At 44.0% G+C, this 13574-nt stretch carries 10 protein-coding genes; all 10 read left to right on the top strand.

Features of this window, described 5'->3' with window-relative positions; translation table 11 throughout:
- Positions 1–188 precede the first annotated feature (188 nt).
- Positions 189–1019 (top strand): transporter substrate-binding domain-containing protein, encoded by an 831-nt coding sequence (locus tag KNQ06_RS08670; RefSeq protein WP_215147995.1) that lies wholly within the window; start codon positions 189–191, stop codon positions 1017–1019.
- The gene (locus tag KNQ06_RS08665; protein ID WP_029341356.1) at positions 1012–1809 is read left to right on the top strand and encodes a transporter substrate-binding domain-containing protein; all 798 of its coding nucleotides are present in this window, start codon (positions 1012–1014) and stop codon (positions 1807–1809) included. Before KNQ06_RS08670 ends, KNQ06_RS08665 begins: the two co-directional genes overlap by 8 nt.
- A gap of 102 nt (positions 1810–1911) precedes the next feature.
- The gene (locus KNQ06_RS08660; protein ID WP_215147993.1) at positions 1912–2190 is read left to right on the top strand and encodes a hypothetical protein; all 279 of its coding nucleotides are present in this window, start codon (positions 1912–1914) and stop codon (positions 2188–2190) included.
- Between the two features lie 169 nt (positions 2191–2359).
- Positions 2360–4564: a glycoside hydrolase family 3 N-terminal domain-containing protein gene (locus KNQ06_RS08655; protein WP_215147992.1), complete on the top strand. Its 2205-nt coding sequence runs from the start codon at positions 2360–2362 to the stop codon at positions 4562–4564.
- Positions 4524–7730, top strand: a complete 3207-nt coding sequence (locus KNQ06_RS08650) for a GH36-type glycosyl hydrolase domain-containing protein (RefSeq protein ID WP_215147991.1) — start codon at positions 4524–4526, stop codon at positions 7728–7730. The genes KNQ06_RS08655 and KNQ06_RS08650 overlap by 41 nt, the downstream gene beginning before the upstream one ends.
- A 66-nt stretch (positions 7731–7796) precedes the next feature.
- Positions 7797–9323 carry a glycoside hydrolase family 13 protein gene (locus KNQ06_RS08645; RefSeq protein ID WP_215084522.1) on the top strand — a complete coding sequence of 509 codons (1527 nt, stop codon included), beginning with the start codon at positions 7797–7799 and terminating at the stop codon, positions 9321–9323.
- Positions 9324–9341: 18 nt separating this feature from the next.
- A complete protein-coding gene (locus KNQ06_RS08640) occupies positions 9342–10307 on the top strand; it encodes a LacI family DNA-binding transcriptional regulator (RefSeq protein WP_214769419.1) in 966 nt (321 codons plus the stop codon).
- Positions 10308–10457: 150 nt separating this feature from the next.
- A complete protein-coding gene (locus KNQ06_RS08635) occupies positions 10458–11690 on the top strand; it encodes a sugar ABC transporter substrate-binding protein (RefSeq protein WP_214769421.1) in 1233 nt (410 codons plus the stop codon).
- A gap of 34 nt (positions 11691–11724) precedes the next feature.
- Positions 11725–12612: a carbohydrate ABC transporter permease gene (locus KNQ06_RS08630; RefSeq protein ID WP_149427119.1), complete on the top strand. Its 888-nt coding sequence runs from the start codon at positions 11725–11727 to the stop codon at positions 12610–12612.
- Between the two features lie 18 nt (positions 12613–12630).
- Positions 12631–13524, top strand: a complete 894-nt coding sequence (locus KNQ06_RS08625; RefSeq protein WP_149427120.1) for a carbohydrate ABC transporter permease — start codon at positions 12631–12633, stop codon at positions 13522–13524.
- Positions 13525–13574 lie beyond the last annotated feature (50 nt).

Here is a 13574-nt window from a genome sequence, read left to right as displayed (position 1 = left end):
GACTTGTAGAACTGTAACCGTCATCAAAACATCTTTTTAATGCTTTTATGCATAAAATCGTCAAATTATCTTGAAATCACGTGTAAGTGTGGTAGGATAATGACTATTACCCACACCGAAAATCATTTAGGTTAAATTGTAGCAATATTCGGTGAATGGGCAACGACGAAACAGAAAGGAGAGATACGATGAGAAAAAAACCATGGCTACTGGCAGGACTTGTTTTGACAGGCGTTGCCGCTTGGATGATCTGGAATCAACAGACGGATGCCGAAGCACATGACATCTTCGAAGACCACAAGCTGGTCGTCGGAACGACGGGGGATTATAAGCCCTTTACATACTGGAACGAGGACCGGAATCGTTATCAAGGCTTTGATATCGATGTCATCCAAGCGTTCGCCAAAGCAGCAAATCTTGATGTGACGTTCGTCAAGACGACATGGCCGACATTATCGGAGGATACGAAATTATCCAAGTTTGATATCGCTGTCGGTGGCATCACGAAGAAAGTCGAGCGCGAGGTCGTCGGAGACTTTACATCGTCGTATTTCTCCTTTCAAAAAGCACCGCTCGTAAAGAAGAAAGATGTCGAACGCTTGAATTCGCTCGCTGCAATCAATGATCCAGCAGTCAAAATCGGTGTCAATCCGGGCGGAACGAACGAAGCGTTCGTGAAGAAGCATTTTCCGAAGGCAGATGTGACCGTCTTTGAAAACAACTTGGACATTCCAAAAGCCGTCCAAAGCGGACAAGTCGATGTCATGGTGACGGACGACATCGAGGCGTTGCATTACGCGACAGAACTCGATCTTGCGGTGCCGAAACTGACAGAGGCATGGGAACCAGCCGAGATGGCGTATTTGATGAAACCGGACCAAAAACAGCTTGGAGACGTTTTCCGGGTCTGGATTGAAAGTGCAGAGGGGCAAGAACAAGTTCAAAAATTGAAGAAAAAATGGAACATCGTCTCGACACGTGAGACGGTCGGAGCGAAAGGAGCGGGAGCACATGAGTAAATGGGGATGGATCGTCGTCGGAGGTGGAGTCTTGTTTGCAAGCTTACTGACGCTATGGCAAACGGAGCAACCACGACGTGTACAAGCGAAGAACGTCTTTGCGACGAAAAAAATCGTCGTCGGAACGACCGGGGACTATAAACCATTCACCTACTTGAACCGGAAGACGAACGAGTACGAAGGGTTCGATATCGAAGTGATCCGTTCTTTCGCGAAGACGACCGGCATCGATGTCGAGTTCGTTCCGACGACATGGCCGACGCTGTCTGCTGATCTTGCTAGCGGGAAATTCGATATGGTCGTCGGGGGTGTGACGAAAAACATCGAGCGCGAGATCATCGGCGACTTCACGTCGAGTTATCTGTCGTTCCAAAAGACACCGCTCGTCCGTAAAGAAGATGCTAAGCGTCTTGCTTCGATCGAACAAATCAATCGTCCAGACGTGACGATTGGTCTAAATCCAGGCGGAACGAATGAACAATTCGTCCGTAAGACGTTCACGAAGGCAAACATCGTCATGTATGAACAAAACCTCGACATCCCGCACGCGGTTGCCTCAGGTGAAGTCGATGTTATGATCACCGATACGGTCGAGGCGATTCATTATGAAGCGCTCGACAAGCGACTCGCAGCACCAAGAATTCAAGAAAAATGGATTCCGGCGGAGAAGAGTTACCTCGTTCGAGAGTCGGAAGGGGACGTTGTTGATGTCTTCAATCTGTGGATGCAATCGCACGAAGGTCAAGAAGAGATGGAGCAATTAAAAGAAAAATGGCAAGTGGCGTCTTAAGTGGATCGTGTCTCCTGACAGCAGGAGGCACGATTTTTTCGTAACAGGAATCTAGTGGGAAAGGGCGAACAAGTAGGTAGAAGCAAATTAGGAGGAAACCATATGTTGAAAAACGTGTCAGCGAGACGATGGTTTATCTTGACCGTTCTTTTTGCCTGTATCACTTATGGATGGATCGTCATCGGAGATGCATGGATCAATCCTACATTGTTATTCGCAGGGGCGATTGTACTTGCGAGTGGTACAGTGCTTTCGTTTAGTTTCGCGTTAGCCCGAGCCGTTCGATTAAAAGGAATCGGATTAACAATGATGCTGGTGTCAATCGGTACGACGCTTGTAGCGTCTGTTGGTGTCGTATATGGCATTTATATTTGGTCATAAAGAATCTAAACAAAGTAAGAACTCTTTTCTGAAAAGGAAGAGTTCTTACTTTTATACATTTTATCGAAACGTTTCGAAAGAAAGGTTGAAGATTTTTATGAAAGCGCTTATAATTTTGATTAACAAGTGAAACGTTTCGATAAATTTAAGGGATAAGAGGTGCTGATAGATGAACGTTGAAGCTTTACTACAGCAAATGACGCTACAGGAAAAAATCGGACAGCTCGTTCAAATTCTTCCTTCTGTCTATGATCCACAGACATCTGATACTGTGACTGGACCAGTGGCTCAACTAATGGAGGAAAGTGGTCTGACAGAGGATAACCGTTATGAATTAGGATCTGTCATCGGAATTCATCAAGCAGAACAGGCATTTCGCATTCAGCAAAATTATTTAAAACATAATCGATTAGGAATTCCACTATTGTTCATGGCGGATATCGTTCATGGTCATCGAACGATTTATCCAGTTCCGTTGGCGCTTGCTTCTATGTGGGATAGTGACGAAGTGGAAATGATGGCACGTCAATCTGCTATCGAAGCAACAGCTTCGGGACTGCATGTTACTTTTTCGCCAATGGTGGATCTTGTACGTGATGCGCGCTGGGGGCGTGTCATGGAATCGACAGGTGAGGATGTTTGGCTCAATGGAGAATATGCGGCAGCCTTCGTACGTGGTTATCAATCAAAGGATTTAAAACAAGCTGATTCTTTAGCAGCTTGCGTCAAGCATTTTGCGGCTTACGGTGCCGCTGAAGGTGGTCGTGATTACAATACGGTTGATATGTCGGATCGTGAATTACGAGAGTTTTATTTACCGGCTTATCTACGGGCAATCGAAGCGGGTGCCCGACTCATCATGACAAGCTTCAACGTCGTTGATGGTGTTCCCGCAACAGCTAGTACGTATCTGTTACGCCAAATTCTTCGAAAAGAGTGGGAGTTTGACGGGGTCACGATTTCGGATTGGTCTTCTATTAAGGAATTAATCCAGCATGGTGTCGCGGGTTCTCTTGCTGAAGCTGGAGAAAAAGGAATCAAAGCGGGCGTCGATATCGATATGATGTCAGGTGCTTACTTAAATCATTTGGAACAACAGATCGATGATCAAGTCGTTTCGATGGACTTATTAGACGAAGCAGTACGCAGAATACTTATGTTAAAGCAAGATCTTGGGTTGTTTGAAGATCCTTATCGTGGCATTGATCCCGAACTTGAGAAAAGAGTCCACTTATCTGAAGGTCATCGGAATACGGCACGGCGTTTAGCTGAAAAAAGTTGTGTCTTACTGAAAAATGATCAAGTGCTGCCATTAGCAGACGATCAGCGGATCGCGTTGATTGGACCGTTTGCTGCTTCAACGGACGTACTTGGTCCATGGGCAGGCAACGGAAAACGTGAAGAAGCGGTTTCCATTCGAGAGGCGTTTGATGAAGCGAACATTGATTATGTTTTTGCAGAAGGATCAACGATTGATACGGAAATTGACTGGGATTGGGCGATGGAAGTAGCGGCGCAAGCAGATGTGATTCTTATAGCTTTAGGTGAAGCGTCTTGGATGAGTGGAGAAGCTGGAAGTCGAACGGATATCCGTTTGCCGAAAACACAACGCGATGGATTGGCAAGACTTGCGACACTTGGAAAACCGATCGTGACCGTGCTATTCAACGGGCGACCACTCGATCTTAGAGATGTCGTTAATCATTCCGATGCAGTGCTTGAAGCATGGTATCCGGGAACAGAGTCAGGACGAGCGATTCACCGTTTACTGTATGGTCATGTGATTCCTTCTGGAAAACTAACGATTTCATTTCCGTATCATGTCGGTCAGTTGCCATCACGTTACGATGCCTTACCGACGGGTCGACCAATGACGATCGAAGGCGCTGATCCACGCTATACAAGCAAATACCTGGACGCTCCAAATGAAGCGTTATTTCCATTTGGTTTTGGATTAAGTTATAGCCATTTTAACTATACGCAGTTAAGGCTATATGAGCAGCCGGAGGGAACTGCATGGGAAGCATCCGTTATTGTTACGAACGAAGGCACATTAGAAGCGGAAGAAATCGTTCAATGGTATGTGCAAGACCCGGTTGCTGATGTGTCACGTCCCTTACGTCAATTAAAAGGATATGAACGCGTTCTTGTGAAAGCCGGTTCCAGTCGAGAAGTGACATTCCGTATCGATGCTTCGATGTTGATGTATCAACATCCGGACGGTTCGGTTAAAGCGGATTCTGGTGAATTCATTCTCTATGTTGGTACGGATAGTACATGTGCATTACATGAAAAATTTTGGTTGAAACAGACTGTTGAAAAGGGGCAATTTGATGAACACATTAACGACCATTCCACATCTACGACACGATGAATTTAGTGTGACACTGACTGAAGGCGGCGACATTCGTCAAATCCGTTACCAAGGTATCATGATCAATCAATTGATTCATCATCCATTTGATGAATCCTTGATGAATGTATATGTTCGTCATGGTTCCAGTGTGGCCTTACCGTTACTTGGTATCCATTCGCCTAGTAAACTAGCAATATCTGAGCGTACGATCAGCTGGAAAGGTGACTACGAAACATTCGGATACGAGGTCGTCGCAAGTCTTCACACGACTGGAATGCATTTTAAAGTCTCACTCATTGGGGAAGGAGAATTTGACGTAACCTATACACAGGATTTAGGACTGGCTGACGAAGCCGGTGTACGTACGAATGAGGCATATATGGCACAGTACATTGACTACGTCGCGATCGAACATGGGATATTGGCTCGACAAAACCAGCGACAGTCGACAGGCTTTCCGAGCGTTGCGATTCTTTCGCATGATCGAATCGAAGAGTTTGCGACGGATGGATTCGATGTGTATGGTGCGTCATTTCGGCAAACGAATGTAGCAGAGGGATTAAATGCACACTTACCCTCTCGAATAAATCAGTATGAGTTCGCATTACCGACGATTCGAACAGCTGTCAAAGAATCAGCTGGAGAGCTATCTTTCCAATTTGAGCTACGGTTCATTCCTTCGATGGAAGAAGCACTTGATGAACAATCGATTGATCAATTTATACCTTTATATGAGCGTGAGGAGGAACGGAAGGGACATCACCGTACGGCTTTTTTACAAACACCAAAGACGATTGTCGGGAATACAGCGACGAAACAACAACTTGACGGTTTGTATCCGGAAAGGTTGCTTGAAGAATGGGAAGGAACACAGTTGTTGTCCTTCTTTACACCTAATGGTCATCATGTTGTTCTAAAAGAAAAGGAACTTCTTGTTGAGCGTAGTCATGCAAGCATCTTATTAAATGCGGGAAGTTTAGCGCCAACAGAAAAGAAATTGGCGACAACAGTCCATATGAATGGTGTCTTCAATTCGCACATCGTATATGGGAATACGAATTACAACAAGTGGATGTCGAACGTCAGAAATCCTTTGAACATCCCTAAAACATCTGGGCAACGCATATACATTGAGCAAAAGGAAGCCTATCAATTATTAGCGTTACCTTCGATTTTTGAAATGGGATGGAACGAAGTAATCTGGTACTACTTCTTAGATGACGAGACGATTGAAGTCCGTACGTCAATTGGTGCTGAGCGACCTGTGCTTGAGACGACGGTTAAGACGCGATATCCGCGTGCGATGAAAATCAGTCAGCAAGTGACGATGCACACACAAGAATATGATGTGCCGTTTCAAATGGAACGGGTAGGAGCACGCCTTCATTTTACGGCAACAAAAGAATCATTGAGTAAACGTATTCTACCTGATTTGACATACACGCTTGAAATAGATCAGCCTTTTTCAACGGGCTCCACATCTGAATGGTTAACTCAGCCAATCGTAGACGATTTGGTATGGTTATCTGTCGGAGCGACCGATCATCTTGTTATGAGAATGGGTGCAGGAATGCAGTGTGAATTCAATGCTGACGAAGAACGGAAGTCCTTCGATCAATGGAAGGCTGCTTATCGAAAAAACCTCAAATTTGAAGACGTCTGGCAGGACGCGAATGCTCTACAGTTTCAAGTAGACTGGTACATCCAAAACATGCGGATTCATTACCAATCACCGCACGGCTTAGAGCAATACGGTGGTGCTGCATGGGGAACACGCGACGTATCGCAAGGTCCGATGGAATTTTTACTGGCGTTCGGTCATTTTGAAGAAGCTCGCGCATTACTGCTTCAGATTTTTTCACATCAATTCGAGGCAGGACATTGGCCACAATGGTTCATGTTTGATGAATATGCTGGTATCCAGCAGGAGGATAGCCATGGTGATGTGATTGTCTGGCCACTGAAGGCTTGCGCAGATTATCTTCAGCGAACACACGATTGGGCATGTCTCGATGAACTGCTTCCATATCGAACCGAGACCGGTCAGGAAACACTAAAACAATCGCTCTTGCATCATGTGGAACGAGCGTGTGCACGGATTGAAAAGGATTTCGTACCGAACAGTGTCTTTTCCGCATACGGCGGAGGAGATTGGGACGATACGTTACAACCAGCAGATGATGCGTTAAAGAAAAAATTAATCAGTACTTGGACGGTAGCGTTGACATTTCAAACATTCCGTACGTTAGCAAACGAGTTACCACAATCGTCATTAAGCATGCGATTAGCGGAACTAGCTACTACCATCGAACAATCCTTCCAGTCAGACATGATTCTGGACGGGGTCATCCCTGGATTTTTACGAGTCGAAGAAGATGGATATCATCCGATGATTCATCCCACAGATGATGGACTACCAATGAAATATCGTTTGTTACCGCTGACCCGTAGTATCATCGGAGAACTCGTTACACCAGAACAAGCTATGCAAAACTTAAAGATCATTGAAGAACATTTAAAGTTCCCGGATGGTGTGCGTTTGATGGACCGACCAGCACAATATCGTGGTGGTGTGAGTCGTCATTTCATGCGGGCAGAACAAGCTGCTAATGTCGGTCGTGAAATTGGGCTGCAGTACGTGCATGCCCATATTCGTTACATTGAAGCACTGGCGAAAATCGGAGCTGATGAAAAGAGCATAACGGAAGCATTTGACGTCATTAATCCTGTGGATCTAAAAGTGCCGAAAGCAGTCCACCGTCAGAGAAATGCGTATTTCAGTAGCTCGGATGCTGCGTTTACGACGCGTTACGAAGCGCAAGAACGTTGGAACGAATTGAAAGAAGGTAAGATTCCGGTTAAAGGGGGATGGCGAATTTACTCGAGTGGACCAGGTATTTGGCTGAATCAATTAATGACGAACGTCTTAGGGATTCGAGAGCGTTCAGATGGACTAGTTCTTGATCCAGTCATAACCGGAACTATCCAGATGGACCTATTCGATATCCCTTGTCGTATTCGAATCACACGGGGTGAACAAAGACGCATTTTATGGAATGGAGAACTGCTCAATCTTTCAAATCAATCCAATCGTTATCGTCAAGGTGGTTATCTATTGCAACGTGAGGCGTTAAACACGATACTTCCAAGTGGAAACGAACTGCAAATCGAGCTTCCGCTCTAAAGTAGGACAGGATGACTTCGCGGAAGTCGTCCTGTCCTTTAGCATATGAGAAATGGAGTGAATGACATGATAAAAAGTCATCGGCATCAAGTAGTCTATCATCTATATCCGAAAAGTTTTCAAGATACGAATGGAGACGGAGTCGGAGATCTGAACGGTATTCGGAAACGATTGGATTATCTGCAGAGGTTAGGGGTGGACATGATTTGGTTATGCCCAGTGTACACGTCGCCTGGTTATGATCACGGGTATGACGTAGCGGATTATACTTCAATTGATCCCCTCTACGGGTCTATGGACGAGATGGAAGCCCTGATTGACGAAGCGAGTCGGCATGATATCACGATCATGATGGATATAGTCGCGAATCATACCTCATCCTGCCATAAATGGTTCATCGCATCTGAACATGATCCAGACGGTCCATACGGAGACATGTATATTTGGCGTGACGAACCGACAGAAGTGGAATCTTTTTTTGGGGGTTCTGCTTGGACGTACTCGAGTATACGTCAGCAATACTATTTCCACTCTTTTGCGAAGGAACAACCGGATCTTAATTGGAATCAGCCGATAGTGGCAAAAGAATTTGCACGTATTCTATCGTTTTGGATTGAAAAAGGAGTTCGTGGATTCCGTTTTGATGTCATCGATTTAATCGGAAAACAAATTCATCCGCACCGCTGGCTAAATTTCGAACGTGTACAGGAGGGATTACGAGAGATGTTGGCACCCGTTGATCGTTCAAATCTTCTTTTAGTCGGCGAAGCAGGAGGTCTATCTCCATCCGAAATTCGTCAACTTCAAGAAGAGAGATTACTTGATGTGGTGTTTAACTTTGAGACGTGCGCTCTTGACGAGGTGGCGGGTAAAAGTAAATGGCACCTCCAATCGTTTGATCCAGCAGAACTAAAAATGACGATTAAAAAATGGCAAGATGAGATGAAAGAAGACGGCTGGAATAGCTTATTTTGGAACAATCATGATCAGCCTCGCGTTCTCTCTAGATGGTACGACGATGATATAAGAGCAGCAAAAATGCTGGCATTGCTCCAGTTGACATTACGAGGAACCCCTTTCATTTATCAAGGAGACGAGATCGGGATGACGAACGGAATCATTCAGCAATCTGATTACCAGGATATCGAAACCCTCCATTATTTACAGCAAGGTGGAGCTATACAGTCCGTTCAGCTGAAGGGTCGTGATCATGCTCGTCTTCCGATGATGTGGACGAAAGAGGGGGGATTCTCGACAGGATCAGCTTGGTTACAGGCAATGACCGATGCTGATCGTAACGTCCACGATCAACAACTGGATGATGATAGTCTCCTTCAGGTGTATCGACGTTTACTTTCGATACGCAAGACAGAGCCTGCCTTATTGGATGGAGAAATGAGGTGGCAGGAGACGCCATCGACGATGATCGCATTTGATCGAATTCATGGCGAACAGTCCCTTCGTATTTTAGTTAATTTGTCGAATCACTCAATTCGACATCGAATAAAGATGGGTAAGACATTAATAGGTGTAGGGGACTACTGTGAAGAGGAACTCGGTCCTTACGCGGCGGTCCTATGCTATACTTTTTGAAGAAGGAAGTGAAGTGAAATGACAGGAATTAAGGATATTGCAAAGGCAGCAGGCGTCTCGATTTCGACCGTTTCCTATGCGTTGAATGGGAGTACGAAAGTGACGGAAAAAACACGTCAACGTATAATGAAAATCGCGGAAGAGTTGAATTACATTCCAAATGCTGCTGCTAGAACGCTGAAGACTCGCAAGACGCATATCATCGGTGCCTTTCTAGGAGATTATTCAGGATCGTTTTACGGCGAATTATTAAAAGGAATTAATCATGAGTTGTCAGAAACGGGATATGAGCTGATCGTCTGTAATGGACCGGAATCCCATCGCCTCATGACAGAACGGATCGTCGATGGCGGGATAATTTTAGGTCATCGTTTCACCCAAGAACAAATTCTTGGATTTGCTGATCGGGGACATCCGCTGACGATTCTTGATCGAAACATGGATCATCCGAATATTAGTTGTGTGCTACTTGATAATGAGATGGGTATGCAACAAGCGATGCGAACGATAATCGCTACAAAACCACACTGTATTCATCTCGTCGATGGACCGGAAGAAAACCATGATGCTTTCGAACGTCGTGCTGTTGTCCTAGAACAGGCAGACTTAGCAGGTGTTGCGGTTCGTATATGGGAAGGTGGATTTACGAAACGTTCTGGTATCCGTGCTGCAAGTGAAATCCTTGAAGAGTTGAAAGATGGGGATGCCATCGTTTGTTTAAACGATGATATGGCTCTTGGCGTATACGATGTCTTACAAAATACATCATTTCGGATTGGTCTCGATATATCACTGACGGGATTTGATAAGCTTGAGGTTACGAATTATACACAACCGAAAATCGCAAGCGTCAGTTATTCGAAGTTAGATTGGGGAAAGTCCGCTGCTCGCGCCTTACTTCAATTGATTGATAAACAAGAGCGAACGAATGCGAAGATTGATTCAAAGTTCATCGTCGCAGGATCGGTCCTCCAAAAGAAATAAAAAAAATAGGTTGTAAGCGCATACATGTATGCTTATAATGTTTATAGAAACGTTTAACCTGTTGCTTTAAGGAAAAACCTTTGTATAAACATTATTTTTTTAGAAAACAATCGAAACGTTTCGATTAATACGAGATGGAGGAATGGAACCATGAAAAAACTCGGACTAGCACTTGCGGTCGGCGCATTGTCGGTATCAACATTAGCAGCTTGTTCATCAGGATCTGGAGAAGATGACAAGACATTAACGGTATGGGCAATGGGTGAAGAAGGAAAGGCATTACCGAAGCTCGTAAAAGAATATGAAAAAGCAAACAAAGGTGTCAAAGTGAAGGTTCAGGCGATACCATGGGATACGGCACATGATAAATTGTTAACGGCAGTCGCTTCGAAGAACGGACCAGATGTCGTTCAAATGGGTACATCTTGGATGCCAGAATTCGTTGAAGCTGGTGCTCTTTCAGACATGAAAAAATATGTGGAGAAATACCCATCTCTTGCAAAAGATAATTTTTATGAGGGATCTTATGAAACAGTCGAATTAAAAGATGGCGTTTATGGTGCGCCTTGGTATACCGATACTCGAGTTCTCTACTATCGCAAAGATGCGTTATCTGATGTCGGGTATAAAAAAGCGCCAGAGACATGGGAAGAACTCGAGGATGCTTCAGCTAAGCTTGCGAAACGTCCAGGCGAAAATATGTACGGGATTACTTTGGATACGAATGATCAAATGTTGAACTTCATGTTTGCACGCCAAAATGGATCGGACTTATTGACGCAAGATAACAAACCGTTATTTAATCAGCCGGAATTCATTGAAAGTGCTGAATATTTAACGAGTTATTTCAAACAAAAGTATGCTCCGATTGATTTAGGAATGGATATCGTACAAGCATTTGGTGCAAAGGATCCGAATGTTCCAATGTTCATTAGTGGACCATGGATGATCAATCTGATTAATGAACAGATGCCGGGTATTGAATCACAATGGGGGACTGCAGTTCTTCCAAAAAAAGAAAATAATATTTCATTCCTAGGTGGAGCGAACCTGAGTATCTTTGAAAGTAGTTCTAAAAAAGATCAAGCAGCGAAATTCATCGCGTATATGAGTGAACCAGAAACACAAACAGCATGGATGGAGATGACGAAGTCGCTCCCTTCAACAAAAGAAGCATGGAAAAACGATACACTTCAAAATGACGAGAAACTTAAGACGTTTGGTGAACAAATGAAAGCTGCTCAACCAATGCCTCTCATCTCATCGTGGGAGAAAGTATCACAAACCTACTTACAGAGTTTCGAGAAAATGTACCGTGGCGATGCAGCGGTCGACAAAGAAGTGGAAGTGTTCCAAAAGAAAGCAGAAACCATCTTAAAATAATCGAAGCGGAAGCTTAAAGGAAGGAGTCCTCTGAATGAGACGGTTGCTCAACCATCAGGCGCCTTATCTGTTCATTGCACCTACCATCATTTTACTGTTTCTGTTTTCGATTACGCCGCTTTTCGTCGCCGTAGTGATGAGTTTTACGAACATGGATTTAGCGGGAATCGCGAACTATGCAAACATCGAATGGATCGGTACTTCAAACTATCTTGAAATTTTTAAAGATGAGGTTTTCTTAAAGGCATTAACGAACACGGTTTTTTATGTCATTTTGGGTGTACCACTTGTCATTACACTTTCGCTCTCCATTGCCATTGCGATTAACTTTGGTCGTGGAAAAGTATTTGAATGGTTTCGTGTCGTCTTTTATATGCCGTCGATTACGAACGTTGTTGCTGTTGCCGTCGTTTGGGGATTCTTATTCAATCCCCAATACGGGCTCTTTAATTTTATCCTGAATGCAATTCATCTACCGGATGTTCCATGGTTGCAAGATCCACTTGTTGCAAAATTATCATTGATCCTATTAGCCTTATGGCGGGCTGTCGGAATCAACATGATTATCTTCCTTGCGGCATTACAGGGGATTCCAAGAACGTATTATGAAGCAGCTGCACTCGACGGAGCCAGTACGTTTCAACAAATGTTTAAGATCACGATTCCTCTCTTACGATATGCCATTTTCTTCGTTACGGTGACGACATTGATTGGATGGATTCAATTTTTTGAGGAACCGTTCATTATGACGGAAGGTGGACCGTTGAATTCAACGACGTCATTGGCGCTGTTCATTTATCAAAACGGTTTCCAACTGAGTAACTTCGGATATGCTGCTGCTGGATCCGTTGTCCTATTCGTTTTAATCATTACCGTCACATTGATCCAGTTCCGTGTTCAAAAAAATGATAATCCATACTAAGGAAGGGGGGACGATTCGATGATTCCGAAAGAAAAACCTGTGATTGTAACAGGCAAGGAAGCTCGATTTTCACCAATCGCACGTCCGGAGAAAAGAAGACAGAAGGCTACTTTTCAATGGGGTCTTGCAACGGTATTGACGTTACTAGGTCTTTGTTTTCTCTTACCGTTTTTTTGGATGGTTCTTTCTTCAGTAAAAACGGATGCAGAAATTTTAGCACTTCCGCTAACGATTTGGCCAAAAGAGCTAACTTTTGAGCATTACGTTAATTTATTCGTGAACCTAAACTTTTTGACCTATTTGAAAAATACACTTTTGATTGTATTAGCATCGTTTTTCGGTCTACTCTTAACGGCGATGGCTGGTTATGGATTTGCCAAATTTCGTTTTAAAGGGAGTAAGTTACTATTCATTGGAGTACTCGCTACAATGATGATCCCAGGTCAAGTAACAATGATTCCAGTCTATTTAATGCTTAATCAAATGGGGTTAACGAATACGATGACAGGAATCGTTTTACCTGGATTAGTTGGTGCGTTCGGCGTGTTCCTATTTCGCCAATTCATGACGACGATTCCAGATGAGCTGCTAGAGGCATCTCGACTAGATGGAGCAAGTGAATGGCGTATTTTCTTCTCAATCGTTCTTCCGATGTCAAAACCCATTCTGGCGGTACAGGGAATTTTAACATTCATTGGAGCATGGAATAGTTTCTTATGGCCACTCATCATCGCGAATGACGAATCATTGTACACTCTATCTGTTGGCTTAGCGTTACTGCAGGGGCAACATGGTGGGAATTACGGATTGCAAATGGCTGGAGCTACTTTCATGGTCATCCCGATTATCATCATCTTCATGATTTTCCAAAAGTACATCATCGAAGGATACAATATTTCAGGTATGAAATAGGTATATGTTTTAATCTCGCGTTCTCTTTTGAGAGCGCGTTTTTATATGCA

Source organism: Exiguobacterium sp. s91 (assembly GCF_018618915.1).
In the GTDB taxonomy this organism is placed as follows: domain Bacteria; phylum Bacillota; class Bacilli; order Exiguobacteriales; family Exiguobacteriaceae; genus Exiguobacterium_A; species Exiguobacterium_A abrahamii.
This window is presented reverse-complemented; position numbering and strand designations above follow the sequence as displayed.